This is a genomic window from Streptomyces sp. NPDC091682 (assembly GCF_044756625.1).
Classification (GTDB): domain Bacteria; phylum Actinomycetota; class Actinomycetes; order Streptomycetales; family Streptomycetaceae; genus Streptomyces.
On sequence record NZ_JBIVTH010000013.1, the window covers coordinates 160,691 to 185,013 of the forward strand.

At 70.7% G+C, this 24,323-nt stretch carries 29 protein-coding genes; 18 read left to right on the forward strand and 11 right to left on the reverse strand.

Annotated elements, in window-relative coordinates; genetic code table 11:
- Nucleotides 1-56 precede the first annotated feature (56 nt).
- From ACIQK6_RS28015 to ACIQK6_RS28075, 13 genes are all read left to right on the forward strand, one after another.
- A complete protein-coding gene (locus ACIQK6_RS28015) occupies nucleotides 57-464 on the forward strand; it encodes an NADH-quinone oxidoreductase subunit A (protein ID WP_030388327.1) in 408 nt (135 codons plus the stop codon).
- Nucleotides 455-1,063, forward strand: coding sequence for an NADH-quinone oxidoreductase subunit B family protein (locus ACIQK6_RS28020; protein ID WP_329099635.1), 609 nt, complete (start codon nucleotides 455-457; stop codon nucleotides 1,061-1,063). Before ACIQK6_RS28015 ends, ACIQK6_RS28020 begins: the two co-directional genes overlap by 10 nt.
- Nucleotides 1,060-2,409 carry an NADH-quinone oxidoreductase subunit C gene (locus tag ACIQK6_RS28025; RefSeq protein WP_329099633.1) on the forward strand — a complete coding sequence of 450 codons (1,350 nt, stop codon included), beginning with the start codon at nucleotides 1,060-1,062 and terminating at the stop codon, nucleotides 2,407-2,409. Before ACIQK6_RS28020 ends, ACIQK6_RS28025 begins: the two co-directional genes overlap by 4 nt.
- Nucleotides 2,406-3,371, forward strand: a complete 966-nt coding sequence (locus ACIQK6_RS28030; protein WP_329099631.1) for a complex I subunit 1 family protein — start codon at nucleotides 2,406-2,408, stop codon at nucleotides 3,369-3,371. The genes ACIQK6_RS28025 and ACIQK6_RS28030 overlap by 4 nt, the downstream gene beginning before the upstream one ends.
- Nucleotides 3,371-3,976: an NADH-quinone oxidoreductase subunit I gene (locus ACIQK6_RS28035; RefSeq protein ID WP_329099630.1), complete on the forward strand. Its 606-nt coding sequence runs from the start codon at nucleotides 3,371-3,373 to the stop codon at nucleotides 3,974-3,976. Before ACIQK6_RS28030 ends, ACIQK6_RS28035 begins: the two co-directional genes overlap by 1 nt.
- Nucleotides 3,973-4,569 carry an NADH-quinone oxidoreductase subunit J gene (locus ACIQK6_RS28040; RefSeq protein ID WP_329099629.1) on the forward strand — a complete coding sequence of 199 codons (597 nt, stop codon included), beginning with the start codon at nucleotides 3,973-3,975 and terminating at the stop codon, nucleotides 4,567-4,569. The genes ACIQK6_RS28035 and ACIQK6_RS28040 overlap by 4 nt, the downstream gene beginning before the upstream one ends.
- Nucleotides 4,569-4,916 carry an NADH-quinone oxidoreductase subunit NuoK gene (nuoK, locus tag ACIQK6_RS28045; protein WP_030726044.1) on the forward strand — a complete coding sequence of 116 codons (348 nt, stop codon included), beginning with the start codon at nucleotides 4,569-4,571 and terminating at the stop codon, nucleotides 4,914-4,916. The genes ACIQK6_RS28040 and nuoK overlap by 1 nt, the downstream gene beginning before the upstream one ends.
- Entirely contained in the window at nucleotides 4,913-6,958 is a 2,046-nt protein-coding gene (locus ACIQK6_RS28050; RefSeq protein WP_329099627.1) for an NADH-quinone oxidoreductase subunit L, read from the forward strand. The genes nuoK and ACIQK6_RS28050 overlap by 4 nt, the downstream gene beginning before the upstream one ends.
- Before the next feature lie 38 nt (nucleotides 6,959-6,996).
- Entirely contained in the window at nucleotides 6,997-8,550 is a 1,554-nt protein-coding gene (locus tag ACIQK6_RS28055; protein WP_329107726.1) for an NADH-quinone oxidoreductase subunit M, read from the forward strand.
- Nucleotides 8,547-10,079, forward strand: coding sequence for an NADH-quinone oxidoreductase subunit N (locus tag ACIQK6_RS28060; RefSeq protein WP_329099626.1), 1,533 nt, complete (start codon nucleotides 8,547-8,549; stop codon nucleotides 10,077-10,079). The genes ACIQK6_RS28055 and ACIQK6_RS28060 overlap by 4 nt, the downstream gene beginning before the upstream one ends.
- Before the next feature lie 212 nt (nucleotides 10,080-10,291).
- Entirely contained in the window at nucleotides 10,292-11,155 is an 864-nt protein-coding gene (htpX, locus tag ACIQK6_RS28065; protein ID WP_052874808.1) for a zinc metalloprotease HtpX, read from the forward strand.
- Complete coding sequence (locus ACIQK6_RS28070; protein ID WP_030009012.1) at nucleotides 11,152-11,544, forward strand: YccF domain-containing protein; 393 nt, start codon at nucleotides 11,152-11,154, stop codon at nucleotides 11,542-11,544. The genes htpX and ACIQK6_RS28070 overlap by 4 nt, the downstream gene beginning before the upstream one ends.
- A gap of 121 nt (nucleotides 11,545-11,665) precedes the next feature.
- Nucleotides 11,666-12,151 carry an SMI1/KNR4 family protein gene (locus ACIQK6_RS28075; protein WP_402695668.1) on the forward strand — a complete coding sequence of 162 codons (486 nt, stop codon included), beginning with the start codon at nucleotides 11,666-11,668 and terminating at the stop codon, nucleotides 12,149-12,151.
- Here ACIQK6_RS28075 and ACIQK6_RS28080 read toward each other — a convergent pair.
- The 3 genes from ACIQK6_RS28080 to ACIQK6_RS28090 form a co-directional block, all read right to left on the reverse strand.
- Complete coding sequence (locus ACIQK6_RS28080) at nucleotides 12,115-13,350, reverse strand: APC family permease (protein ID WP_329099624.1); 1,236 nt, start codon at nucleotides 13,348-13,350, stop codon at nucleotides 12,115-12,117. The two genes, ACIQK6_RS28075 and ACIQK6_RS28080, sit on opposite strands and share 37 nt — an antisense overlap.
- An 18-nt stretch (nucleotides 13,351-13,368) precedes the next feature.
- On the reverse strand, nucleotides 13,369-14,796 hold the full coding sequence (locus ACIQK6_RS28085) for a SulP family inorganic anion transporter (protein WP_329099623.1): 1,428 nt from the start codon (nucleotides 14,794-14,796) through the stop codon (nucleotides 13,369-13,371).
- Between the two features lie 602 nt (nucleotides 14,797-15,398).
- On the reverse strand, nucleotides 15,399-15,731 hold the full coding sequence (locus ACIQK6_RS28090) for a hypothetical protein (RefSeq protein WP_402695669.1): 333 nt from the start codon (nucleotides 15,729-15,731) through the stop codon (nucleotides 15,399-15,401).
- A 179-nt stretch (nucleotides 15,732-15,910) separates the two neighbouring features.
- On the opposite strand from ACIQK6_RS28090, the gene ACIQK6_RS28095 reads away from it, so the two are divergent.
- Nucleotides 15,911-16,156 carry a GntR family transcriptional regulator gene (locus ACIQK6_RS28095; protein ID WP_359949608.1) on the forward strand — a complete coding sequence of 82 codons (246 nt, stop codon included), beginning with the start codon at nucleotides 15,911-15,913 and terminating at the stop codon, nucleotides 16,154-16,156.
- 87 nt (nucleotides 16,157-16,243) lie between these two features.
- Here the strand turns inward: ACIQK6_RS28095 and ACIQK6_RS28100 are convergent, their stop codons facing one another.
- Together ACIQK6_RS28100 and ACIQK6_RS28105 are read right to left on the reverse strand one after the other, a co-directional pair.
- The gene (locus ACIQK6_RS28100; RefSeq protein WP_402695670.1) at nucleotides 16,244-16,711 is read right to left on the reverse strand and encodes an NUDIX hydrolase; all 468 of its coding nucleotides are present in this window, start codon (nucleotides 16,709-16,711) and stop codon (nucleotides 16,244-16,246) included.
- Complete coding sequence (locus ACIQK6_RS28105) at nucleotides 16,698-17,459, reverse strand: DUF5919 domain-containing protein (protein ID WP_402695671.1); 762 nt, start codon at nucleotides 17,457-17,459, stop codon at nucleotides 16,698-16,700. The genes ACIQK6_RS28100 and ACIQK6_RS28105 overlap by 14 nt, the downstream gene beginning before the upstream one ends.
- 708 nt (nucleotides 17,460-18,167) lie before the next feature.
- Here ACIQK6_RS28105 and ACIQK6_RS28110 point away from each other — a divergent pair.
- From ACIQK6_RS28110 to ACIQK6_RS28125, 4 genes are read left to right on the forward strand one after another with little or no spacing between them, the layout of a single operon-like run.
- Entirely contained in the window at nucleotides 18,168-18,299 is a 132-nt protein-coding gene (locus ACIQK6_RS28110) for an albusnodin family lasso peptide (RefSeq protein WP_402695672.1), read from the forward strand.
- 58 nt (nucleotides 18,300-18,357) lie between these two features.
- Nucleotides 18,358-20,058, forward strand: a complete 1,701-nt coding sequence (locus tag ACIQK6_RS28115) for an albusnodin/ikarugamycin family macrolactam cyclase (RefSeq protein ID WP_402695673.1) — start codon at nucleotides 18,358-18,360, stop codon at nucleotides 20,056-20,058.
- Complete coding sequence (locus ACIQK6_RS28120; protein ID WP_402695674.1) at nucleotides 20,055-20,690, forward strand: lasso peptide biosynthesis B2 protein; 636 nt, start codon at nucleotides 20,055-20,057, stop codon at nucleotides 20,688-20,690. The genes ACIQK6_RS28115 and ACIQK6_RS28120 overlap by 4 nt, the downstream gene beginning before the upstream one ends.
- Nucleotides 20,687-21,238: a GNAT family N-acetyltransferase gene (locus tag ACIQK6_RS28125; RefSeq protein ID WP_402695675.1), complete on the forward strand. Its 552-nt coding sequence runs from the start codon at nucleotides 20,687-20,689 to the stop codon at nucleotides 21,236-21,238. Before ACIQK6_RS28120 ends, ACIQK6_RS28125 begins: the two co-directional genes overlap by 4 nt.
- Nucleotides 21,239-21,298: 60 nt before the next feature.
- On the opposite strand, the gene ACIQK6_RS28130 is transcribed toward ACIQK6_RS28125, so the two are convergent.
- From ACIQK6_RS28130 to ACIQK6_RS28155, 6 genes are read right to left on the reverse strand one after another with little or no spacing between them, the layout of a single operon-like run.
- Nucleotides 21,299-22,039: a hypothetical protein gene (locus tag ACIQK6_RS28130; protein WP_402695676.1), complete on the reverse strand. Its 741-nt coding sequence runs from the start codon at nucleotides 22,037-22,039 to the stop codon at nucleotides 21,299-21,301.
- Between the two features lie 32 nt (nucleotides 22,040-22,071).
- Entirely contained in the window at nucleotides 22,072-22,452 is a 381-nt protein-coding gene (locus tag ACIQK6_RS28135) for a hypothetical protein (protein WP_402695677.1), read from the reverse strand.
- A complete protein-coding gene (locus ACIQK6_RS28140) occupies nucleotides 22,449-23,153 on the reverse strand; it encodes a hypothetical protein (RefSeq protein ID WP_402695678.1) in 705 nt (234 codons plus the stop codon). The genes ACIQK6_RS28135 and ACIQK6_RS28140 overlap by 4 nt, the downstream gene beginning before the upstream one ends.
- Nucleotides 23,150-23,578, reverse strand: coding sequence for a helix-turn-helix domain-containing protein (locus ACIQK6_RS28145; RefSeq protein WP_402695679.1), 429 nt, complete (start codon nucleotides 23,576-23,578; stop codon nucleotides 23,150-23,152). The genes ACIQK6_RS28140 and ACIQK6_RS28145 overlap by 4 nt, the downstream gene beginning before the upstream one ends.
- A complete protein-coding gene (locus tag ACIQK6_RS28150) occupies nucleotides 23,575-23,904 on the reverse strand; it encodes a hypothetical protein (RefSeq protein ID WP_402695680.1) in 330 nt (109 codons plus the stop codon). The genes ACIQK6_RS28145 and ACIQK6_RS28150 overlap by 4 nt, the downstream gene beginning before the upstream one ends.
- A complete protein-coding gene (locus ACIQK6_RS28155) occupies nucleotides 23,901-24,263 on the reverse strand; it encodes a hypothetical protein (protein WP_052874787.1) in 363 nt (120 codons plus the stop codon). The genes ACIQK6_RS28150 and ACIQK6_RS28155 overlap by 4 nt, the downstream gene beginning before the upstream one ends.
- Nucleotides 24,264-24,323: the final 60 nt, after the last annotated feature.

Here is a 24,323-nt window from a genome sequence, read left to right on the forward strand (position 1 = left end):
CCTAGACTCCCGTCCGTACCAGATCGTCGACAGTGACCGAGGAGCGAGGAACGGACGTGCCTGAACCGACGGTATCGACCGTAACCGTGCTCGCGGCGGACTACTTCCGGAGTTATTCGGTCGTCGGTCTACTGGCCGTGCTCGGTGTGCTTTTCGTGGCCGTCGCCTTCGGTGCGGGCCGCCTGCTGCGGCCCGTCGTCCCGACCCCCGAGAAGCTGCTGACCTACGAATGCGGTGTGGACCCGGTCGGCGAGGGCTGGGCGCACACCCAGGTCCGCTACTACGTCTACGCGTTCCTCTACGTCATCTTCGCCGTCGACTCGATCTTCCTGTTCCCGTGGGCGACGGTGTTCGCCGCCGCCGGTTACGGCGCCACGACGCTGGTGGAGATGTTCATCTTCCTGGGCTTCCTGGCCGTCGGCCTGCTCTATGCGTACAAGAAGGGCGTCCTCGAATGGACGTGACACCGGCTGTGACGCCGACCGAGGGCGTGCTGCTCCCGGAGCCCAAGCGCCTCGGAGTCCTCTCCCGCCTGGCCCCGGAACCGATGAAGGTGGTCCTGAACTGGGGCCGCCGGTACAGCCTGTGGGTGTTCAACTTCGGCCTGGCCTGCTGCGCGATCGAGTTCATCGCCGCGTCCATGGCCCGGCACGACTTCATCCGGCTCGGTGTGATCCCCTTCGCGCCCGGCCCCCGCCAGGCAGACCTCATGATCGTCTCGGGCACCGTCACGGACAAGATGGCTCCGGCGGTGAAGCGGCTCTACGAGCAGATGCCGGAGCCGAAGTACGTCATCTCCTTCGGTGCCTGCTCCAACTGCGGCGGCCCCTACTGGGACTCGTACTCGGTGACGAAGGGCGTCGACCAGATCATCCCGGTCGACGTCTACGTGCCGGGCTGCCCGCCGCGCCCCGAAGCCCTCCTCCAGGGCATCCTCAAGCTCCAGGAGAAGATCGCCCGCGAGTCGCTGGCCGAGCGCTACGCGGCCGGACCGTCCGTGTCCCAGCTGACGAGCGGCCTGGTCGCGCCCCCGCCGGCACCCGCGCAGGGGGCCGGCGCGTGAACCTCTACGACTCCCTGCCCGACGCGGCGGCAACGGTCTTCGGGGCCGAGGCGGTCGCCGAGTTCTCGTACGACGTCCTCACGGTGGACGTGCCCGTCGGCAGCTGGATCCCCGCCCTCGAGATCGCCCGGGACAAACTGGGCTGCACGTACTTCGACTGGCTGAGCGCGGTGGACGAGCCCGGCACCGGCTTCCGGATCTGCGCGCACGTCGCGTCGCTGGAGAACCACCGGGTGCGCCGGCTGCTGCTGCGCACGACCGTCCCGCACAGCGCCGCCGCCCTGCCGTCCGCGGTCGCCGTCTACGCGGGGGCGGAATGGCACGAGCGCGAGACGTTCGAGATGTTCGGGGTGACCTTCACCGACCACCCGCACCTCGTCCCCCTCCTCCTCCCGGAGAACTTCGAGGGCCACCCGCTGCGCAAGGACTTCGTCCTGGCCGCGCGCGTCGCCAAGGCCTGGCCCGGCGCCAAGGAGCCCGGCGAGGCGCACGACCCGGACGCGCCCAAGCGCCGCCAGATGCTCCCGCCGGGCGTACCGGACCCCAACGACTGGGGCCCGATGAAGGGCCAGCTCCCGCCGGCCCCGTCCCGTCCGGCCCGCACCCCGCGTGCGGCCGGCGCGGCTGGCGCCGCGGCGCGCACCCCGCGCGAGGGCGCCCCGGTCCGGCGTACCCGCTCGGTCACCGAGGGCTCGGCCACCCAGCCCCCGGCGGAAGCGGCCACCGGGGCGGCCGCGGAGTCCGCCCCCCGACCGCCGCGCCGGACCCGCTCGGTATCGGAAGGCTCGGCGAGCCAGACAGCCGAGACGGCCGCTCCGGACGCGGCTGCTCCGGGCACGCAGGCCCCCGAAACCCCGGCCCGCCCGGCCCGTCGCACCCGCTCGGCGTCCGACGGCTCGGCGAGCCAGGCAGCAGAGGCCGCCCCGGGCACGGAGGCCCCGGGTACGGAGGCCCCGGGTACGGGGACCCCGGGTACGGAGGCCCCGGGAACGGGGGCCCCCGAAGCCGCGCCGCGCCCGGCCCGTCGTACGCGTTCGGCAGCGGACGGCTCCGCGAGCCAGAGCCCGGGCACGGAACCGACCGCCCCGGACGTCGGCGCTCCGGCAGCCGAGCCCGCGCCCCGCGCCCCGCGCCGACCCGCCCCCCGCAGCTCCGATGCCCCCTGGCACGACCCGAAGCCCGCCTTCGACGAGCCGACCCCCGAGCCGGCCCCGGAGCCGACCCCCGAGCCGGCCCCGAAGACCGAGCCCGGACCCACCCCGAAGGCCGGACCCGCCCCCGAGCGGCGTCCGGCCGAGACCGAGACCGAGACCGACCCCACCACCGACAACGGAGGCGACGCGTGAACGACGTCCTCGACGTCGCCCTGCGGCTGATCGTCGTCTTCGCCGTCTTCCTCGTGCTCCCGCTCGTCGTCGGGCAGACCGAGCACAAGGTGATGGCCCACATGCAGGGCCGCCTCGGCCCCATGTACGCCGGCGGCTTCCACGGCTGGGCCCAGCTCGTCGCCGACGGCGTGAAGTTCGCACAGAAGGAAGACATCGTTCCGGCGGGCGCCGACCGCCGGATCTTCCAGCTCGCCCCCGCCGTCGCCCTGCTGCCCTACCTCCTCGTCCTCCTGGCCATCCCCATCGGCCCGGGCGAGGGCGCCGTCGGCCAGGTCATCGACGCGGGCCTGTTCTTCGCGCTCGCCGTCATGGGCGTCGGAGTCCTCGGCTCCTTGATGGCCGGCTGGGCATCCGCGAACAAGTTCTCCCTGCTCGGCGGCCTGCGCACCGCCGCCCAGCTGCTCGCCTACGAGCTCCCGATGTTGCTCGCCGCCGCCTCCGTGGCCATGGCGGCCGGTACGGTCTCCCTCCCCGGGATCGTCGACGCCTTCGAGTGGTGGTGGCTGCCCTGGCAGATCGTCGGCGCGCTCGTCTTCTTCGTCGCCGGCCTCGCCGAACTACAGCGGCCCCCCTTCGACATGCCCGTCGCAGACTCCGAGATCATCTTCGGCGCGTACACCGAATACACCGGCCTGCGCTTCGCACTGTTCCTCCTCGCCGAGTACGCCGGCATCGTCGTCCTCTGCGCCCTGACCACCGTCCTCTTCCTCGGCGGCTGGCACGGCCCCTTCGGTGACGACCTCGGCTGGGTCTGGACCCTGCTCAAGATCGCGATCCTCGCCTTCGTGGTGATCTGGCTCCGCGTGAGCTACCCGCGCCTGCGCGAGGACCAGCTCCAGAAGCTCGCCTGGACCACGCTCATCCCGCTCGCGCTCGCCCAGATCGCGCTCACCGGCATCGTGAAGGTGGCGATCCAGTAATGCCCATCCCCGGATCCGGCCTGGCCAAGGGCCTGGCCGTCACGCTGCGCACGATGACGAAGCGCTCGCACACCGCCCAATACCCCGAGGTCCAGCCCGAACTGCCGCCCCGCTCCCGCGGGGTCATCGGTCTGTTCGAGGAGAACTGCACCGTCTGCATGCTCTGCGCCCGTGAATGCCCCGACTGGTGCATCTACATCGACTCCCACAAGGAGACGGTCCCGGCGTCCACCCCCGGTGGCCGCGAGCGCAGCCGCAACGTCCTCGACCGCTTCGCCATCGACTTCTCCCTCTGCATGTACTGCGGGATCTGCATCGAGGTGTGCCCCTTCGACGCCCTCTTCTGGTCGCCGGAGTTCGAGTACGCGGAGACCGACATCCACGAACTGACCCACGAGCGCGACAAGCTCCGCGAATGGATGTGGACCGTCCCGGCGCCGCCCGCGCTGGACCCGGCGGCCGAGGAGCCCAAGGAGATCGCCGCCGCCCGCAAGGCGGTGGAGAAGGCCGAAGCCGCAGCCGCGGCGGCAGCCGCAGCCGAAGCCGCCGCCCGGGCGGCCGAGACCCAACCGCCGACCGACCCGACCCCGGAGGGAGACGCGTGAGCCCCGCCGTCACCCTGGCCGCCGCCGTCACCACCGGGCCCGGCTTCCTCTCCCCGACCGGCGTCGAGATCGCCTTCGTCCTCGTCGGACTCGCCACCCTCGGCGCGGCCCTCGTCACGGTCACCACCAAGCAGCTGGTGCACGCCGCCCTGTGGCTGGTCGTCGCGCTCGGCGGCATCGCCGTCGAGTACCTGCTGCTGACCGCAGAGTTCATCGCCTGGGTCCAGGTCCTCATCTACCTCGGTTCCGTCGTCGTCCTCCTCCTCTTCGGGCTGATGCTCACCAAGGCCCCCATCGGCCGCTCCCCGGACGCGGACTCCGGAAACCGCTGGATCGCGCTCGGCGTAGCCGTCGTCGCGGCCGCGTCCCTGGTCTGGGTGGTCGTCGACGCCTTCCGCACCACCTGGATCGACCTCGACGGACCGGTCCAGGGCTCCACCAAGGTTTCCGGCGAGATCCTCTTCCAGCACTGGGTGCTGCCGTTCGAGGCGCTCTCCGTCCTCCTCCTCGCAGCCCTGATCGGCGCCATCGTGCTGTCCCGCAGGAACGAATCCACCGACGCCACCGACGCCAGCGACAAGGGGCAGCGCTGATGCACCTCGCCTACCCCGCCGTACTCGCGGCGCTCCTCTTCTGCACGGGCCTGTACGGCGTACTCGCCCGCCGCAACGCCATCCTGGTCCTGATGTCCGTCGAGTTGATGCTCAACGCCGTCAACCTCAACCTGGTGGCCTTCGACGTCTGGCTGCGCGACGCCCTGCACGCCGGCCAGGCCCTCACCCTCTTCACCATCGCCATCGCCGCCGCCGAGATCGGCATCGGCCTCGCGATCGTGCTGATGGTGTACCGCAACCGGGGCACCTCCGACGTCGACCGGCTGCGCGACACCGCCGAAGGCCACGAGCCCGCCGCGAACAACCAGAGCGAGGTCACCGCGTGAGCACCACGACCCTCGCCGTCCTCGTTCCGCTGTTCCCCTTCCTGGGCGCGGTGGCAGGACTGCTGCTCGGGCGCACCGCGCCCGGGTTCGTTCGGCCGCTCGCCATCCTGCCGACGCTCGGTGCCGCCGTACTGGCCGTGCTCGTCGCCGTCCGCCAGGGCGGCGGCGAGACGATCAACGCCGCGACCGAACTGACCCCGACCGGCTCGGTGCCGATCGACCTCTCGCTCTACATCGACGGCTTCGCCGCACTGGTCGCCGTCCTGGTCGGGGTCGTCGCCACCTGCGTACAGCTCTACTCGACGGCGTACCTGCGTGAGGACCCGCGCTACCCGTCGTATGCCGCTCTCGTCTCACTGTTCACCTCCGCCATGCTGCTCGTCGTCTACTCCGGCGACCTGATGGTGCTGTTGGTCGGCTGGGAGGTCATGGGCATCTGCTCGTACTTCCTGGTCGGGCACTACTGGGAGACCGAAGCGGCCCGCTCCGCCTCCCTGAAGGCCTTCCTCGTCACCAAGCTCGGCGACGTCCCGTTCCTGATCGGCCTGTTCGCGCTCGCCACCGACGCCGGTTCCTTCGAGATCCCGAAGATCCTCGGCACCGTCGCCGCGGGCGGACTCGACCACCCGACCCTGATCGCGCTGCTCCTGCTCGCCGGCGTCGCGGGCAAGTCCGCGCAGTTCCCCCTGCACACCTGGCTCCCCGACGCCATGGCGGGCCCCACCCCCGTCTCGGCACTGATCCACGCCGCGACGATGGTCGCCGCCGGCGTCTACTTCATCGCCCGCCTCCTGCCCGTCTTCGCGGCCTCCGGGGCCACGCTGGTGGTCATGGCCGTGATGGCGGCCGTCACGATGGTGGGCTCCGGCCTGGCAGCCATCGCCCAGGACGACATCAAGCGGGTGCTCGCCTACTCCACGATCGGCCAGCTCGGCTACATGGTCGGCGCACTGGCCGTCGGTGACCGCGGCGCCGCCGTGTTCCACCTCCTGTCCCACGGCGCCTTCAAGGCGCTCCTCTTCCTCGGCGCCGGCGTGATCATCCACGCCGCCGGTACGAACTCCCTGGGCGTCATGTCCCGGATGGACGGCCTGGCCAAGCGCATCCCCGACGCCTTCTGGACGATGACGATCGCGCTGCTCGCGCTCGCCGCGGTCCCGCCTTTCGCCGGTTTCTTCTCCAAGGAAGCCGTCCTCGTCGCCGCCGAGCACACCGCGACCGGCGACTCGGAGTTCGTGCCCAGCGCCGCCGGCTGGCTGGTGCTCGTCGCCGGTCTGCTGACCGCCCTGCTCACCGCCGCCTACGCCACCCGGCTGTGGCTGATGGCCTTCCGCGGCCGGGGCGCCGCCGCCCCCGACCACGGCAAGGAACCCCTCGCCATGACCGGCGTGCTGTGGCTGCTGGCGATCCCGTCGATCGGCTTCGGCCTCGCGGCCGGCCCCATCTCCGACTGGTTCGACGGCGGTGCACTCACCCCGACCCTGGTCACCTCGGTCCTCGGCACGGGCGCCGCGGCCATCGGCGCGATGCTCACCTACGCCCTCTGGCAGCGCGCCTCGGCGAAGGCCCTCCTCGCGACCGCCGCCGGTACCGGAGCGGGCGCCCGTGCCGCAGCTGGTGCCGCAGCCGGAGTGCCCGCCACCGTCGCAGTCGCCGCCGCCGAATCCGCCGCGGAAGCCCCCGAGGTAGCCGAGGTGACCCACGACCACCCCGCCGTCCCGACCGGCCCCGCCGCCGACCCCGGCAAGGCGTTCCTCGGCCCGCTGCACCGTCACGCGGCCGTCGGCTTCCACCTCGACGCCCTCTACGACCGGCTCTTCGTCCGGCCCGTCCGGGCCGCCGCGAGCCTCGTCCGCTTCCTCGACCGCGAGGTCGTGGACACGTACGTCCGCGGCGCGGGCACCGGCACCCAGTTGCTCGGCAGCCTCGTACGCCGTGCCCAGACCGGCAACGTGCAGAGCTACCTGAGCGCCCTGCTCGCCGGCGCCGTGGTCCTGGCGATCGCCACCGCCGTCCTCGCCAACGTCAACGCCGGATCGTGAGCCGTGAGTCAGCCGTGATTGATATCAGCCCGTCCGTGATGCAGTTCCTTCTGGCGTTCATCGTGGCCGCACCGCTCCTCGGCTCCGCCGCGGCGCTCCTGCCGGCCCCGCCCGGCCTCAAGGGGAAGAGCCCCGAGCAGGCCGTGCTCCGCCACGGCGTGACCGTGACCGGCGTGATCCTCGCCGCCGCCATCGCCCTCACCCTGGGCTTCGACCACGAGGCCCCGTCCCGCATCCAGGCGACGACGGACATCAGTTGGATCCAGGCGCTGAACGTCCGGATCCACCTCGGCGTCGACGGCATCTCGCTCCCCCTCCTCCTGATGACCGCGCTGCTGTTCTTCCTCTGCGCGCTCTACAGCTACTTCAAGCTCCCCGCAGGCCCCTCCCCGAAGGCCTTCGTCGCACTGCTCCTGGTCCTGGAGTCCGGCACCCTCGCGACCTTCGCCGTCCTCGACCTGCTGCTCTTCTTCCTCGCCTTCGAGATGGTCCTCATCCCGATGTACTTCCTCATCGCCCGCTGGGGCGGTGCTCAGCGGCAGGCCGCCGCCTGGAAGTTCATCCTCTACACCCTCCTCGGCTCCGTCGTCATGCTGCTCGGTCTGCTCCTGATCGGACTGAACAGCGGCACTTTCGACATGGTGACACTGGCCTCTGACAACGGCCGCGAACTGTCCCGCACCACCCAGTTCCTGGCCGTTCTCGCCATCGGCATCGGCCTCGCCGTGAAGACCCCGATGTGGCCCCTGCACAGCTGGCTGCCCGACGCCCACACCGCCGCGCCCACCGTCGGATCCGTCCTGCTGGCCGGCGTCCTGCTCAAGATGGGCACGTACGGGTTCGTCCGCATCCTGCTCCCCATCACCCCCGACGGCATGGCCACCTTCGCCCCCTACCTGGGCGCCTTCGCCGCCGTCGGCATCGTCTACGGATCGCTCGCCTGCCTCGCGCTGGCCCGCAAGGGGAACAAGGGCGACCTCAAGCGCCTCATCGCCTACTCCTCCGTCGGCCACATGGGCTTCGTCCTCCTCGGCATCGCGAGCATGACCCCCACCGGCGTCAACGGCGCGCTCTTCGCCAACATCGCCCACGGCCTGATCACCGGCCTCCTCTTCTTCCTGGTCGGAGCCCTCAAGGACCGCTACGGCACCGCCGACCTCGACACCCTCGCCGGAGCCACCGGCGCCGCCCTCTACGGCCGCGCCCCCCGCTTCGGCGCGCTCCTCGCCTTCGCCGCCGTCGCCTCTCTGGGCCTGCCCGGCCTGGCCGGCTTCTGGGGCGAGATGCTGGCCCTCTTCGGCGCCTTCGACCCCGCCGAGGGCCTCTCCCGCCCCGCGTTCCTCACGTACGTGGCCGTCGGCGCGTTCGGCACCCTGCTCACCGCCGCCTACCTCCTGATCGTCGTACGGCGCGTCTGCATGGGAGACCCGAAAGCCGGTCCCGAGCTCGCCGTCGCGGACGTCCAGCACTACGAGTTCGCCGCCTGGACCCCGCTCGTCGCCCTCACCGTCCTCGCCGGCCTGTGGCCCGCGGTCCTCCTCGGCCTCACCGACCCGGCCGTCCAGAAGCTCCTCGCAGGAGGCAACTCATGACGGCCATGACGGCCCTGACGGTCCTCTCCGCCGAGGCCCCGAGCCTGGTCCAGTCCGTCGACTGGCTCGCCATCGCACCCGTGGTGATCACCGCCGCCGTCGGCCTGGTCGTCCTCGTCGCCGACCTGTTCCTCGCCGAACGCCGCAAGCCGGTCCTCGGCTGGATCACGGTCGCCGGCCTCGCCGTCGCGACCGCCACCCTGATCCCCCTGCGCGCCGGTGACCGCGCCACCTTCTGCCTCACCGGCGACCCGGCGGCCTGCAGCTACGTCGCCGACCACTTCACGCTCGTCATCCAGTTCCTCGTGCTGGCCGGCGCCCTGGTCACCGCCCTGATCTCGGTCACCGCCGTCCACGACAGCCGCATGCCGGCCGGCGAGTACTGGTTCCTGCTGCTCTCCTCCGCCGCCGGCGCGGCCCTGCTGCCCGCCTCCCGCGACCTCGCCACCCTGATCGTCGCCCTCGAAGTCGCCTCGCTGCCCGCCTTCGCCCTCGTCGGCATGCGCCGCGGCGACCGGCTCTCCTCCGAGGCCGCCCTGAAGTTCTTCCTGTCCTCCGTCACTGCCACCGCCGTGTCGCTGATGGGCGTCAGCTTCGTCTACGCCGCCACCGGCTCCCTGCACCTCACCCAGGTCGCCGACCGCCTCGAAGACGTTCCCGGGCAGCTCGACACGCTCGCCATGGCCGGTGTCGCGCTCACCCTCGTCGGCTTCGCCTTCAAGACCGCGGCCGTCCCCTTCCACTTCTGGGTCCCCGACACCTACGTCGGCGCCCCCCTGCCCATCGCCGGCTACCTCTCGGTGATCGGCAAGGCCGTCGGCTTCACCGGCCTCATCCTCGTCACGGTGATCGCCTTCCCGGCGTACTCCGACGTCTGGGGCCCGGCCCTGGCCGTCCTCGCCGCACTCACCATGACCCTGGGCAACGCCGCTGCCCTGCGGCAGTCCCCGGACCGCCCGAACAGTGCCGTACGACTGCTCGCCTGGTCCTCGGTTGGCCAAGCCGGATACCTGCTGGTCCCGATCGCCGCGGCCGCGTACTCCGGGCGCGACCAGATCGGCTCCACCGTCGCGTACGCCCTCATGTACGCCGCGGTGAACCTCGGCGCCTTCGCCGTGGCCGCCCTGGTCGCCCGTACCAAGCCGCTCCACCGGATCAGCGACTACCGAGGGCTCTACGCCGAGCGCCCGCTGGCCGCCCTCTCCCTGGGCTTCTTCCTGCTCTGCCTGGCGGGCCTGCCGCCGGGCATCATCGGGCTCTTCGCCAAGGTCACCGTCTTCCGGTCCGCGGTCGACGCGGGCCTGGGCTGGCTGGCCGTGGTCATGGCGGTCAACGTCGTCATCGCCCTGTACTACTACCTGCGCTGGACAGCCCTGCTCTTCCGTACCCCCGAGGGCGCGCAGACCCCTACGCGCGCCCCCTGGCCGGTGGCGGCGGCCATCGTCATTACCGCGATCACGGCCGTCGTCCTCTCGGGCGCCCCGGAGCTCGTCCTGCGCGTCACCTCGGGCAGCCTCTTCGCTCAGTAGCCGGCCCGCGTAACCCGTACGGAGTAGTGCCCGCCACGTCCCCACCGCGTCCCCGCCGCACCCCGGCAAGGGGCGGCGGCGGGCGCGCGCCCCGCGACACCCTGGGAACCTGACGCCCTCACCTCGCGTTGACCAGGAAGGGAGGGTCCACTGGACCGTAGACCCTCAAATCCATGACGGGCTCCCCTGCCGCACCACTTGGAGGGCGTACCGTGCACCGCCGGCACAACGGGCTGAAGACCGCCGTACTCCTCGGCGGGCTGTCCGCACTCATCATCCTCATCGGAAGCTTCTTCGGACGGGGCGGCCTGATCATCGCCGTCCTCGTCGCCCTCGGGACGAACGCATACGCGTACTGGAACAGCGACAAGCTGGCTCTACGCGCGATGCGCGCCCGCCCCGTGAGCGAGTTCGAGGCTCCCCAGCTCTACCGCATGGTGCGCGAGCTCTCCACGTCCGCGCGCCAGCCCATGCCACGCCTGTACATCTCACCCACCGAGGCCCCCAACGCCTTCGCCACCGGCCGCAACCCGCGCAACGCCGCGGTCTGCTGCACCGAGGGCATCCTGCGCATCCTCGACGAGCGCGAGCTGCGCGGGGTCATCGGCCACGAGCTCAGCCACGTCTACAACCGCGACATCCTGATCTCCTCGGTCGCCGGCGCCCTCGCCTCGGTGATCATGTTCCTGGTCAACTTCGCCTGGCTGATCCCGATCGGCCGGTCGAACGATGACGAGGGCCCCGGTCTCCTCGGCATGCTGCTGATCATGATCCTGGGCCCGCTGGCCGCCTCCGTGATCCAGCTGGCCATCAGCCGCTCGCGCGAGTACGAGGCCGACGCCTCCGGCGCCCAGCTCACCGGGGACCCGCTCGCCCTGGCCAGCGCCCTGCGCAAGCTCGACGCGGGCACCAAACAGCTCCCCCTGCCCCCGGAGCCCCGGCTGGAGGCGGCGAGCCACATGATGATCGCCAACCCGTTCCGTCCGGGTGCGGGTCTTTCTAAGATGTTCTCCACACACCCTCCGATGGCCGAGCGCATCGCCCGGCTCGAACAGATGGCAGGCCGCCGCCAATGAAGACAATCCTCAACATCATTTGGCTCATCCTCAGCGGCATCTGGCTGTTCCTGGGATACCTCCTCGCAGGTGTGCTGCTCTGCATCACCATCATCGGCATCCCGTTCGGCATCGCCGCCTTCCGCATCGCCGTCTACGCCCTCTGGCCCTTCGGCTACACCACGGTCGAGCGCCACGACGCGGGCGCCCCGTCCTGCATCGGCAACGTCCTGTGGCTGGTGCTGGCGGGCTGGTGGCTGGCCCTCGGCCACATCGTCACGGGCATCGCCCTCTGCATCACGATCATCGGCATCCCGTTCGGCATCGCCAACTTCAAGATGGTCCCGCTCTCCCTGCTCCCGCTCGGCCGCGAGATCGTCCCGACGGACGCACCGTTCGCCTCGCGCTGACACAGCCGCCGGCGCCCTGGACGCCGACACACACCCCGCCCGCAGGCCGACCTGATCGGCCTGTGGGCGGAGTTGTCCACAGGCCCGGGCGGCTGTCGGCGGGGTGCGTCACCATGAATGCATGAACGAGACGGAGCAGTTGCTGGAGCAAGTCACGGACCGCGTGGGCAACTCCGCACGCAGGTACGAGCGGTGCGGAAGGACCATGCCGGAGCCGCTGGACGCGGGGGAGATCGCCAGAGCCGAAGCCATACTCGGCTTCGCCCTGCCGCGCCCGCCGCCCCTGCCCGCCTCGCTCTACACGCGTGTCGGCGACGGTGGATTCGGACCCGGTCAGGGGCTGCTGCCGCTGCGTCAGGCCGTGCTCGCGCATGAGGAGCGCCGGTCCTCCGAGTGGTGCTGGCCCGAAGGCGTACTGCCCGTGGCCGACTTCGGCTGCGCCATGGACGCCTGCGTGGACTACCGCTCCGACACTGCCCAGGTCCTGCTGTTCGACCCGAATCCGGGGGAGCCGGAGCCCGCCTGGCCCGGGGGAGGAATGCGAACGAGAGCTGGCGCACTGGGACGCGTTCAGATCCCGGATCTGAGCCGCCACCGGACCCCGTAGACCAGCACGCCCACCGCCAGCACCGCCACCCCCCAGAGCGCCGACGCGAGGGGCAGCGCACACGCCAGCACCACACAGCCGGACAGCCCGACCACTGCCACGGCCCGCCCCTTGACAGCTGAATCGAGAGTCCACGCGGAGGCGTTCGCGATCGCGTAGTAGGCGAGCACTCCCAAAGAGGAGAAACCGATCGCGCCCCGCAGATCGGCGGTGGCCGCCAACACCGCCACGACCGCCCCCACTGCCAGCTCCGCATGGTGCGGCACCTGGTGCCGGGGATGTACGGCCGCCAGCGCGCGCGGCAGATGGCCGTCCCGGGCCATCGCCAGGACCGTCCGCGAAACCCCGAGCACGAGCGCCAGCAACGAGCCCAGCGCGGCCAGGGCCGCACCCACCCGGACCACCGGGGCCAGTCCGGGCCGCCCGGCCGCCCGCACCGCATCGGCGAGCGGCGCCGACGACTGCGCCAGCCCCTCAGCGCCGAGCACCGACAGCGCCGCCACCGCGACCGCGGCGTACACCAGCAGCGCGATCCCCAGCGCGATCGGCACCGCCCGCGGGATCGTCCGTTCCGGATCCCGCACCTCCTCGCCCAGGGTGGTGATCCGGGCGTAGCCCGCGAAGGCGAAGAACAGCAGACCCGCACCCTGCAACACCCCGAAGACGCCCCCGTCGGGCCCACCCAGCCGCCCCGGGTCGGCCGCCCCGGAAGACAGGCACACCACGACCACCCCGGCCAGCACCGCCAGCACCACCGCCACGATCAGCCGGGCGATGCGGGCCGACTTCTGCACGCCGCCGTAACTCGCGGCCGTCAGCGCCACCACCGCCGCGACGGCCACGGCGTGCTGCCGCCCCGGCCACAGGTACGCCCCCACCGTGAGGGCCATCGCCGCGCAGGACGCGGTCTTGCCGATCACGAACCCCCAGCCCGCCAGGTACCCCCAGAAGGGCCCGAGCCGTTCGCGCCCGTAGACGTACGTGCCGCCGGAAGCCGGGTACCGGGCGGCCAGCCGCGCCGAGGAGTGCGCGTTGCAATAGGCCACGAGAGACGCCACGCCCAGAGCGGCGAGCAGCGCGCCGCCCGCCGCCCGCGCCGCGGGAGCCAGGGCGGCGAAGATGCCGGCGCCCACCATCGCACCGAGTCCGACGACGACGGCATCTGAGACCCCGAGGGTGCGCTTCAACTCGTTCTGCACGGGCGGAGGATAACCCCGCTAGATGACGCCCTCCCGGCCGGGCAGTGGCGCCCGCGTGCGCTCCCAGCCCTCCAGAGCGGTCAGACAGGCGTGGTCCAGGTGGCGCAGCCCGCTCAGATCCAGCCGCACCGGCTGCCCGTGCGGCAGCGCGTCCAGGGCGTCGAGCAGCTTGGGAAGCCGCAGGAAACTGGCGTTCCCCAAGACCTGCACGCACAGCTCCTCGTCCTCCCACACCTCCTCGATGTGCACGTGCGAGGTCTCCCAGGCCGCCTTGGCTACCGCGAGCCCCAGCCCGATCAGCACGCCCTCGAAGAGATTGGTGACCACGATGGCCGAGGCCGTGACCACCAGCACCACGGCCTCGCCCCGGTGCGTCCGCCACAACGCGGCCACCGCCCTGGCCGGCAGCAGCTTCCAGCCCGCGTGCAGCAGCACCCCGGCCAGCGCGGCCAGCGGCACGCTCTCCAGGAGCTGGGGAAACGCCACGGCGAAGAGCAACAGCCAGCCACCGTGCAGCACCCTGGCCGCCCGGGTCCGCGCCCCGGCCTCCACATTGGCGGCGCTGCGCACGATGACCGCCGTCATCGGCATTGCGCCGAGCAGCCCGCACACGCTGTTGCCCACGCCCTGGGCGATGAGTTCCTTGTCGTACTCCGTCCTCGGCCCGTCGTGCATCCGGTCCACGGCCGCGGCACTGAACAGCGTCTCGGCGGAGGCGATCAACGCCAGCGCGACCACGGTCCCGGCCGCGCCGACCGAGGCCAGGACCTCGAAGTCGCCCCAACCGGGCGGGGACACGGCCGCCAGCACGCCCGTCACCCGCACCTTGTCGACGGGCAACCGCAGCAGGACGGCCGCGGCGGTGGCGGCAGCCACCCCGACGAGCGCCCCCGGCACGATCCGCAGCCGGGCGGGCATCCGGCGCCAGGCGACCATCACGGCGATCGTCCCGACCCCGAGCAGCACGGCAGCCAAGTCGGCCTGCGCCCCGAGCTCGTGCACCCCGCCCAGCTTCGCCAGGGTCTGCCCCGGAGCCTCCACACCACCCAGGGCGTACAACTGCCCGCTAATCAGTACCAAGCCGATCCCGGCCAGCATCCCGTGCACGACGGCGACGGAGATCGCCCGGAACCACCGCCCGAGCCGCAACATCCCCATGCCCAGCTGCGCCACCCCGGCGGCCAGCACCAGCACCCCGAGCGCGGGAAGACCATAGGCCTGCACCGCCTCGTAGACGAGGACGGTCAGACCGGCCGCGGGCCCGCTCACTTGGAGGGCGCTCCCGCGGAACCATCCGGTGACCAGCCCGCCGACCACCCCGGTGACGATTCCCAGCTCGGCCGGCACTCCGGAGGCGACCGCCACCCCGACGCACAGGGGTAGAGCGACCAGCGCGACGACCACGGACGCCCCGAAGTCATCACGAAACGTTCCGGCCCCAGGCATGCGAGAACCCCCTGCCACGCGGTGGTGTGATGCCGTCCAGCGTGGTGGGCGCACTCATCGTGCCCCAAGTGCCCACAGGAGTCCTCGGTGGCGCGTGCGCCGCACGCGCCCCGCACACACCCCCTTCGCAACCGCCGCGGCCCGGCGGTCGGTGAAGACCGCCGGGCCGGCGTGGGGCAGGTCGTGCGACAGGGTCAGCGGTAGTTCACGAACTTCCCGCCATGATTCCTTGACCTGCACGGACTCGGCAATACGGGGCTTGACCTGCGAAAACTACTTTCAGTAGTTGCCGCCATTTTCCGGGTTCTTCTGGGGTCATGTGCCCTCGTTGTGCCCTGGAAACGATGCGCCCCGTTCGGTGGGTACCGGACGGGGCGTATGGCTTTGGCGGGCTGCTCAGCGAGTGGCGGTGCGCTCGGTTTCCGCGAGAGCGGCTCCCGGACCGAGCGTGGGTGCGCAGTTGGGGCATGCCCACAGGGTCGTACCCGGGCCGCTACTGCTTTCGATCCAGCGCACGGCAACGGGGGCGGCAGTGAGCCTGTGGCGCCCGACGCACAGCGCGACCTCGCCGTCCGGGGTGGGGCTGCTCAGGCCTCGGGCGGTCATGCGGCGACTGCGGCGCCGTGGAAGCCCTGAGCGTCGAACGGCGCCCCCGGGTAGCTGTACGGGTAGTCAACGCCGATCTCGGCGAACTGTACGGCCCACCGGCGTTCCCGCTGCATAGGGGAGAGGGGCAGTGTGCTTTCCGCTGAGGTCTCGGGGCGGAAGACGGCGCGAACCTGCGCGGCACTCGGTCCGGTCCAGGGGCGGGACCAGGGGTTAGTGGTCGACTCGGGCGCTCGCTGCTCAGTGAGGTATGCGGCGGAGTGCCGTCCGGGCCGGCGGGGGATGAAAACGGCGAGCGTCCATGCGAACAGTCGGGCGATAAGATCCATGGGTCGTGCAGCTCCTCGTTAGCTGTGTGACGAAGCCCCGGCGGACCGATACCAGCGGTCTTCCGGGGCGCTTTGCGTTTCTCCCATCACGCTAAGCCAACACGTCTAACTCGTCTACCTGTCTAACTCATCTGCCTGTCTAAGTCGTCGTGATTTGGCCCGTTGTCTACGCTCTCCTCATGCCAGACAGCCCGAGCGACCCGACCGCCCCGCGCGCCCCGTATATGCGGGTGCTGGACGCGCTCGTTGCCGATATCGAGTCGGGCGCGCTTCCGCCGGGCAGTCGGCTGCCGAGTGAGGCGGAGCTTTGCGAAGCACACGGGGTCGCGCGGATGACCGCGCGGCGAGCGGTGCAGGTCCTTCGGGAGCGCGGTCTCGTGGTCACCGAATGGGGGAAGGGCAGTTTCGTCCGGCAGGGTGACTAGAGCTCGAACCGGAAGCCCTCAAACAGCACGCGACCCCGGTTCCGAATCCTGGAACCGGGGTCCTGTTTTCTTCAGAGTCGGCAGGTGTCAGCGGACAACAGGACCCTGGCCGGCCCGCCAGTCGTTGATGCGCTTGCGGATGCTCGGCACCATCGGGAGATCGTCAATCGCATCCTGGGCGAACCATGCGACCTCGAATGACTCGTCCGAGGTGCGGAGCGTGCCGCCGGTGGGGCGGGCCAGAAGGCAGATCGAGAACTCCTGACGTACCTCCCCGTCGGAGTAGGCGAACACGTGGCCAGGGTTGGTGTACGTCCCGACGATGCCCGTGATCTCGACGGTCACCCCGGTCTCCTCGAACGTCTCTCGTATGGCGCACTCGCCGATGGACTCTCCCAGATCCATCTTCCCGCCGGGCAGGGCCCACATCCCGTTATCGGTGCGGCGCTGCAACAGCACCCGGCCGTCCTCGTCCACAACGACGGCAGAAGCGGCAGGGACCAAGCTGTTCGCCTTGGGAGCGTTGGGGTCGTCCTCGTAGTCACGCCTTGCCATCTTGCGGTGCCTCCCTGATGTCGCGCCCTCGGGTCCACAACTCCTCGACGTGCGCGGAGAAGCGATCGAACATTCCGTCCGCCTGCGTACGTCTCAGGTGCATCATCGGCGAATCGTGTCCGACCCGGCGGGCAAGGATCGGTGTCACGATCATCTCGTCATCGAATCGGAAGACCGAGAGGTTGACGTGGCCTGTCTCGAAACGGCCCTCGATACCGGTGACGTCCCGGAGTTTCTCCAACTCTGCGAGCGTCACTGCGATTCGAGTGGAGAGCGTGAGCGGTACGCCTTCCTCGGCTTCGCGCGCCGCAGTGACAGGGCTGGTGGGGTCACCGATCAGGAACCGGACTCGGCACCCGCTCTGCGCCTTTCGACGTAGGGCGCCGGCCAAGTTCGCCTGCTCCAACCAAAGGAAGTAGTTGGTGTATCCGGCGAACACCAACTCCCTCTGTGCCTTGGTCACCAGGGAGCGCCACAGGCTTGACGGTGCTGCCGACCGGTACGGAAAGACCTGAACGATCTCCCGATCGGGACCTGTTGCGAGTGCTGAGCGGATGGCGTTGGGCCACAACACTTTCTCCTCCTCGCCTAATGCCTCGCAGGCCGCCCATCTGTGGCGGGCGTGGGGGACGCGGTTCGGCTCGGTGATCCATCGGCCGATCGTCTTGGCATCGACACCGCAAGCCTCTGCGAGTTGCTTCTCGGTCATCTTGGCACTCGCCATCGCGCGGCGGAGAGCGTGGTTCACAGTTCGCCTCCCTGGGCCGTTGGGGACGGGACGAACCGTAATGGCGAAGCGTCCCAAACGTCCGTCAAACGGGGTAGTAACGCTCTGACGTGGGACGCAGCATCGATATGTGCCCGGCTTACCCCCTGTGAACAGACTCCTCCGGGCCGAGACGTGTAGCGAACCGCTGCCAGAGAGAGGTCAGTCATGCGTAGTAAGTCGCCGACGCTCGGTGCACTTGCCGGGTGGCCGCTGTGATCCGGGGCCTGGGCGACGAAGAGCCGCGCGTCCTGATGACGCTCCGGGTATCCCGTGACTCAGGGCAGACCTGGGAACAGGAATCCGCGGTATGTGAGGGCGACCCGGTGGCGATCCTCTACGACCCGGGCCGGTACCCGCTCTGCGAATGCGCGCGGTGTGCGGGTCCGCGAGCAGTGTCGGCGCGTGCGCTTCGCCCGGCGGTGGTCGAGCCGGGAGCGGCGTAGTGCATGGCTTAGGTCGATGGCTCCTGCGCCGATTCGGACGCTTCGCGGGCCCTCTGTACCTGGCAATGCTCGTCGGCTCCATCGGCCTGTACGCCGCTGGCATCTACGCCACCTCATAGCCGGTCAGTTCAGCCGGCGCCCCTGAGCCCCTCCCGGTTCCCTCGACGACACCGGACCCGGGAGGTTGCACCGCCGCAACGGGACCCCCCGTTGCGATCACCAGCCAGCAAGGAAGGTGACCAGCATGGACAAGATCATCACGGCAAGCGACTCCGAGCAGGGCGAGGAGGTCGTGACCCTCGGCGACGCGGCGGCCCTCACGAAGGGCAGCACCAGCGAGAGCGTCGAGAACAAGCGCTCCCCGTACTCCGCCTGACCCCCAGCGGCGGCACCCGGTCCCGGGTGCCGCCGCGCCCTTCCACGGAGGTGATCACATGGGCTGGTTCGGCGGCTACCTCACGACGGCCCCTCGGCCGGCGGTCCCCATCGGGGCGCAGATTCTCTTGCAAGACCCTCCAGTGTGGTCCGACGGCGTGCCGGTTCGGCTGGTCGACGGGCATGACGGGCGACGGCTGGTTGTTTTCGGCCCGTGTGGCGCCACGGGGGGCGACCTGGATCGGCTGGTGTGGGCCGGGGACCTCCGCTCGCTCGATTCGGCGGCCACGGCCTGGGCGGGCGCGTACGCCTTGCTCTACGACGATGGCCACGGCCGACAGACGGTCTGGGCCGACCCCGCAGGGGCTTGCCCGCTGTACACGTGCAGCTTCAACGGCTCGACCGTGTGGGCCTCAAGTTCACTGGCCTTGGCCGCGCTGTGCAGCTCGATGCCGGATGCCGGATGGATGGCTGCCCATCTCGTGGACCCCACGGGATGGACGCCGGGGTTTTCCGCCTGGTCCAACGTCGAACAGGTGGCGCCCGGCCACAGGGTCGCCGCCGGCCTTGGGACTGAGCCTGTCCCCGTTCCGTACTGGACGCCACCCGCCCTCACGCGTGAGGAAGCGGTGGACCGGTTACGGGATGACCTGGCGGAGGGGGTCCGCATCCGCGTCGCCGGGCGCCCGGTTTCCTCTGATCTCTCCGGTGGCCTGGATTCCAGCACTCTCGCGGCACTGGCTGCCCGCTGTGGGCCGGTGACCGGGGTTACGTATCACCCCGAAGGGGTCAAGGCGGGCGGCGATGTCGACCACGCGCGTCTCGTAGCGCATGCGCACCCCGCGATACGGCATGAGTTCATGGCCCTGGACGACTCGCACCTTCCGTTCACTGATCTTGATGCCTTGCCGCTCACCGATGAACCCGCGCCGTCCGCCATCACCGTGGCGCAGTTCACCGCGCAACTGCGGTTCCTCGCCGCCCACGGTGCCGTGGTCCACCTGACCGGAGATGGCGGGGACAACCTGTTCATGCCCCCGCCGGTCCATCTGGCAGACCTCACCCGCTCGGGCCGCTGGCTGCGGCTGGTGGCCGACGCGCAGACCTGGGCCCGTCTCTACCGACAGAGCCCTTGGCCTCTCCTCGCGAGCGCGATACGACGACCTCGGATGTTGGCCGGTGGATCGGGGCCCATGCCGTGGATGACCGACTACGCCAAGGAACTGGCCGCACCCGTCACCACGGCTTATCCGGACACGCTGAACATGGGACACGCGGATCGTGCCCTGCTGGCCGAAGCCCGGTACGTGGGCCGCACCGCGGCGACCGAGAATCAGCTCGCTGCCGTGCACGGCATCGAGATGCACAACCCCTTCACCGACACACGCGTCGTGGAAGCTGCCTTGGCGGCCCCGGCTGTCGAGCGCTGGTCTGCTCGACGGTACAAACCGCTGCTCTCCGACGTCGTGGCCGGCCTGCTGCCCCCGCTAGTCGTCCGCCGGGGCGCCAAGGGAATGTTCGCCGTCGATCACCACCACGGCTTGCGTGCCAACCTGCAACGGACACTCGATTTGGCAGATGGGCGTCTTGCAGCCCTTGGGCTCGTCAAGCCGGCGACGGTCCGCGCAACGCTACGCCGTGCCGTCCTCGGAGTCGACATCCCTTGGGGTCGGCTCGAACCAGTCCTCGGGGCGGAACTGTGGCTGAGGGCTGCCGAGAAAGTCGATCAGTGGATCACCTGGGAGGAGAGGGCCGCGTGATTCCCGTTCCTACAGCGGAGACCCGGACGGCCATCACCGACCGCGCGGGAGTCGTCGTCAACTACCGCACTGGCGCCACCGTCGTCCTGACGGGCGGTGCCTTGGACGAATGGCTGTCCGCCGTCCGACAGGCCAACGCACCCGAGCCGGTTACCGTCACCAGCCCCGGCGCGTCATGGGGCACGCACGAAACGGCGGCCCGACTCGAAGCCCATGTTGCCCCGCCCTGGGCTTGGCGGGTCGCTGCGCTGGCCTGTGTTGCTCTCACGCTCACCATCCGCCAGACCGGCCGTTCTGAGCGCAGGTTCGGGCGTCTGGTCCGCCTCGCCGGTGTCGGCGACGCGTTGCCTCCGGCTGGCACTGCTCACGCTCGCGCGGCGGTGCGCTCCGTCCGCTGGGCCGCGCGTGCCATTCCGGCTCGGGTCGCCTGCCTTGAAGAGTCCACCGCGGCCTCCCTGCTCCTCGCGGCCGGTGGCCGCGGCAATGCGTGGCGCCACGGTGTCGCTGCTGACCCGATCCGCCTGCACGCCTGGATCTCAGACGAACACGGACGCCCGGTAGACGAACCCGGGCACACTGACGACTACACCCCGATCAACACGTCCAACCCCTTTGGAGCCGAACCCCGATGAGCACTCCGCACATCCTGCTGGCCGGCGACCGCGTCAGTCTCGCGATGACCGATCGCGACCACCTGCCCGACTACCACCGGTGGGAGAACGACCCCGCCACGATCCTTGGCTACGGCACTCAGGTGACCCAGTCTTGGGAGGTTCGCGCCGGCGGTTGGGAGGGCCAGGGTCGTAACCGCGACTACGCCCAGTTCGAGATCATCACCACCGACGACCACACCCCGGTGGGGCTCACCACCTTGCAGATCGACTCGGCGGTACGGACGGCCGAGTTCGTCATCCTCGTCGCCCCCGAATCCCGGGGGAAGGGGCTCGCCACCGAAGCCACCGCGCTGACCCTTCGTTGGGCCTTTGAGTACGCCGCCCTGCGCATGGTCTGGCTCAAGGTCCTGGAGGCCAATGCGGCAGGCGTGACGGCGTACCAGAAGGCCGGATTCCAGCCCGCCGGCCGCCTGCGACAGTCCGGCTACTGGCTCGGCCGATCCTGCGACGAGATCCTGATGGACGCCACCGCCGACGACTTCCTGAGTGCGGCCGAGTCCGTCTGAACCCGACGCCGCCGCCCCGTCACCCGTGCTCGTGGGTGGCGGGGCGGCGCTGGCGACTTGCTATGCGGTGTGCGGGGCGGCGGCCTGGTCGGCGAGGCGGGCAGCGATGGCGGAACGCAGGCCGTTGCTGGCGTCTGCGGTGCCGTCGGCCTCGCGGCGAAGGCCGGCGAGGGTTTCGCGTAGGCCGGGCTCGATGGCGTCGAGGTCGAGGCGGGCGCGTAGGGCTGCGGCCTGTTCCTTGGGCAGGTGGTCGAGGCGGGCGCGGTCGATGGTGTGCAGGATGCGGGCCGGGTCGGGCTCGGTGAAGTCGGCCCCGGCGAGCCCCTGCGGCTTGGTGCGCTGGGCGGCGAGGTAGGTCGGCAGCTCGGCTCGCAGTGCGTGCAGGGTGTCGAGGTCGGCACCGTTGATGACTTCCTGAGCGGTGCGGCCGGCGTCGAGCAGGGAACGGGCGCGTTCCCATGCGCGGGCCTGGCGGGTCTCGGCGAGAAGCTGCTCGGTCGTGCCGCGCGCCGGCGTCGCGGCCTTGTCAGCGACGGTGCGCACCAGAGCCGCGGCGGTGCTGGTCTCGCGCTCGATGCGGTCGAGGTCGGCGGCGGCCTGCTCGCGCGCCGCACGCTCCATCTCGGCGCGGCGGCGGGCGTTGGCCTCTTCGGTCAGGTCCGGGTCACGGAACGTGCGGGCGTGGCTGAACGCATCGGACAGTCGGCGGCGCAGTTCGACAAGCTCGGTCTTGCGGGTCTGAGTGAGCCGGTGCAAGGCTGTGTTGGCGTCGACGTAGTCGGGTCCGGAGATCACAGGCATGGACAGTCAAGTTCCTTCGCTTGGCGGGGACTTCAGTAGGGGCGGACGCGTGGAGCGTCCGGGGCGGGGATGCTGGCGGGGCGCAGTTCGTGCGCCTCGGCATAGCGCCGCATGGCCTCGATCTCGGCGAGATGGTCTGCGGGCGGCCCGTCGGATGTGACCTCCTCGTCGACCTGCTCACCGGACTGGCGGGCCTGGTCGCGGATGTGGGAAAGCCATCGGGCGTTGTCGGTGTAGAGGATGCCGTTGACCCACCACGGGGCGGTGTGCACGATGCCGCGTTCACCCATCACGGGGTGCGTGCTGAGCGGGCCTGATCGGGCATCGGGAGCGGTGACCTTGCACCACGAGATCTTGAGATCGAGCGGGGTCGTGTCGTCCCATTGGGAGCTGCTTACGGTGGCGGTCGTCACAGGTTCTTGGCTCCGTCCGGGGCGGCGATCAGGTGCAGTTGCGGGACCTCGTGGCGGGTGCGGTCGGCCTGCTCGCGGATCGGCGTCCGGGTGAATGGAGGGTGGTAGTCCCCGGTGGGTATCCCACTTGCTTCGGTGTCGAGGTCGTCCAAGAGGACGGCGAGGCGTAGCCCCGTCCCGGTGGCGGAGATGCTCGACCCGTCGGCGAGCCTGAGCGTCTGCGTCCCCCAGTAGGCCAACGCTCCGGGCTCGGGGTACTGCCCGGTGCTGCTGTCGGGCACCCCCGCGGCGGTGAGCAGCCGGGCGGCATCGGCGATGGCGGCGTTGTACGTCTCGGATGCGGCGATGAACGTGTGTACGGCGTCACGGGCGGTGGCGTAGGTAGCGGCGAGAGCAGCCGTGTCTAGCGGGCCGCCGGGTATCGACATGCCGGCGGCGCGGGCGAGGAGGTCGGCGCGCTGCCGCTCGGCGGCGTCGGCGGCTGCGCGGTCGGCCTTGCGGCGGGCGGCCTCGGCCCTCAGCTTGGCGAACCGTCCCAGTTCGCGGGCGCCGGCGAGCTGGTCGGCTGTGACTTGCTCGTCCCCCTCGCGCACACGCTCCTCAAGTGCGGCGAGCAACTGCTCGGCCTCGGTCGCTTCCTGCTCGGCCTGCTCGATGGCGGCCCCGGTCTCAGGCCGGTCGGTGGTCAGTGCTGTGGTCATGGTGTGGTGTCTCCTGTTCTGTGGCGGTAGTGGTCGAGGGCGTCCCGGTCGATGCCCCACACGCGCGCCCCAACGCGGCGGGCGGGCAGTCGTCCGGCGCCGATCAGTGCCCGGACGTGGCGGGGCGAGCAGCCCATGAGGGCGGCTGCCTCGGCCACTGCCACCGTGCCCGGTGTGCGGGGCGCGGTTCCGGTAGCGGCAGAGTGCGGCGCGGTGCTCTTATCGCACTCCAGTTCGGTTTGCTGAGCAGCCGCGTGGAGGGCGTAGAGGAGGCGGCGCACGCCGGGGGTGATCTCGCCCCCGTCGGCGCGCACGCGGGCGGTGAGGTCGCGTACGAGGGCGCGCAGGACGTCTCCCGCGACGCTGGGTGGGACGACGACCGCCCCATCAGCGCGCGTGAGGTGCTCGGCGTCGGCGTGGCTCACTCGTCGCCCTCGTCGTAGAGCGCCACGGGGCGACCCTCGTCGTAGGCGGCGCACCATTCGATGGCAACGGCGCGGGTCGTGCGACCCATCATCGACTTGTCGTCGTCGGGGTCGAGCATGGCCAGGGTGCGGACCACGTCCGAGGGTGGCTCGGTGACGTGCTGGCCGTGCAGCGCGAGGCCGTCCTGTAGCGCGCTCAGTATGTCGAGGGTGGACAGGCGCACTGTGCGGCCATCAGTGAGCCTGTGGGGGTGCATGAGGCGTCGGCCGTCGCGCTTCTGTTCGACGGCGCCCAGGCGGCGGGAGAGCGGGGTTGAACGGCTCATCGGTGGCGAGCCTCCTCGTCGGCCTCAAGGGCGGCGAGGCGCTGCTCAAGGTCGAGGGACTCGCGCAGCGACAGGCAGGCGTCGAGCAGCGTTCGGGCGGCCTGCACACGGGCCTGTCCCTTCTCGGTGTCTAGGGCGTCGACCAGTGCGTCAACGGCCTTGGTGGCGCCGGCTGCGAGGCGTCCGACGGCGAGGTGCAGCAACTCGGTTCGGGTGTCGGTGACGTCCTGGCGGAACGTCGGGTCGTCGAGCCATCGCAGAACGGTTCGCCCGGAGACTCCGGCAGCGGTGGCGGCCTGCCCGGTAGTCCGTCCCTGGGCCAGGGCGAGGACTGCGGCGGGGCGGTGCTTGGTACTCAAGATCGAAACTCCTTAACGCGTCTCGCGCACGCGCGCGAGACGCGGCACGACGCGGATGGA

Excerpts from the sequence above, each read along its gene's own strand:
- ACIQK6_RS28020 (WP_329099635.1), top strand. The coding sequence starts at position 455 with ATGGACGTGACACCGGCTGTGACGCCGACCGAGGGCGTGCTGCTCCCG.
- ACIQK6_RS28035 (WP_329099630.1), top strand. The coding sequence starts at position 3,371 with ATGCCCATCCCCGGATCCGGCCTGGCCAAGGGCCTGGCCGTCACGCTG.
- nuoK (WP_030726044.1), top strand. The coding sequence starts at position 4,569 with ATGCACCTCGCCTACCCCGCCGTACTCGCGGCGCTCCTCTTCTGCACG.
- ACIQK6_RS28055 (WP_329107726.1), top strand. The coding sequence starts at position 6,997 with ATGCAGTTCCTTCTGGCGTTCATCGTGGCCGCACCGCTCCTCGGCTCC.
- ACIQK6_RS28060 (WP_329099626.1), top strand. The coding sequence starts at position 8,547 with ATGACGGCCATGACGGCCCTGACGGTCCTCTCCGCCGAGGCCCCGAGC.
- ACIQK6_RS28070 (WP_030009012.1), top strand. The coding sequence starts at position 11,152 with ATGAAGACAATCCTCAACATCATTTGGCTCATCCTCAGCGGCATCTGG.
- ACIQK6_RS28075 (WP_402695668.1), top strand. The coding sequence starts at position 11,666 with ATGAACGAGACGGAGCAGTTGCTGGAGCAAGTCACGGACCGCGTGGGC.
- ACIQK6_RS28085 (WP_329099623.1), bottom strand. The coding sequence starts at position 14,796 with ATGCCTGGGGCCGGAACGTTTCGTGATGACTTCGGGGCGTCCGTGGTC.
- ACIQK6_RS28090 (WP_402695669.1), bottom strand. The coding sequence starts at position 15,731 with ATGGATCTTATCGCCCGACTGTTCGCATGGACGCTCGCCGTTTTCATC.
- ACIQK6_RS28095 (WP_359949608.1), top strand. The coding sequence starts at position 15,911 with ATGCCAGACAGCCCGAGCGACCCGACCGCCCCGCGCGCCCCGTATATG.
- ACIQK6_RS28100 (WP_402695670.1), bottom strand. The coding sequence starts at position 16,711 with ATGGCAAGGCGTGACTACGAGGACGACCCCAACGCTCCCAAGGCGAAC.
- ACIQK6_RS28110 (WP_402695672.1), top strand. The coding sequence starts at position 18,168 with ATGGACAAGATCATCACGGCAAGCGACTCCGAGCAGGGCGAGGAGGTC.
- ACIQK6_RS28115 (WP_402695673.1), top strand. The coding sequence starts at position 18,358 with ATGGGCTGGTTCGGCGGCTACCTCACGACGGCCCCTCGGCCGGCGGTC.
- ACIQK6_RS28125 (WP_402695675.1), top strand. The coding sequence starts at position 20,687 with ATGAGCACTCCGCACATCCTGCTGGCCGGCGACCGCGTCAGTCTCGCG.
- ACIQK6_RS28130 (WP_402695676.1), bottom strand. The coding sequence starts at position 22,039 with ATGCCTGTGATCTCCGGACCCGACTACGTCGACGCCAACACAGCCTTG.
- ACIQK6_RS28140 (WP_402695678.1), bottom strand. The coding sequence starts at position 23,153 with ATGACCACAGCACTGACCACCGACCGGCCTGAGACCGGGGCCGCCATC.
- ACIQK6_RS28150 (WP_402695680.1), bottom strand. The coding sequence starts at position 23,904 with ATGAGCCGTTCAACCCCGCTCTCCCGCCGCCTGGGCGCCGTCGAACAG.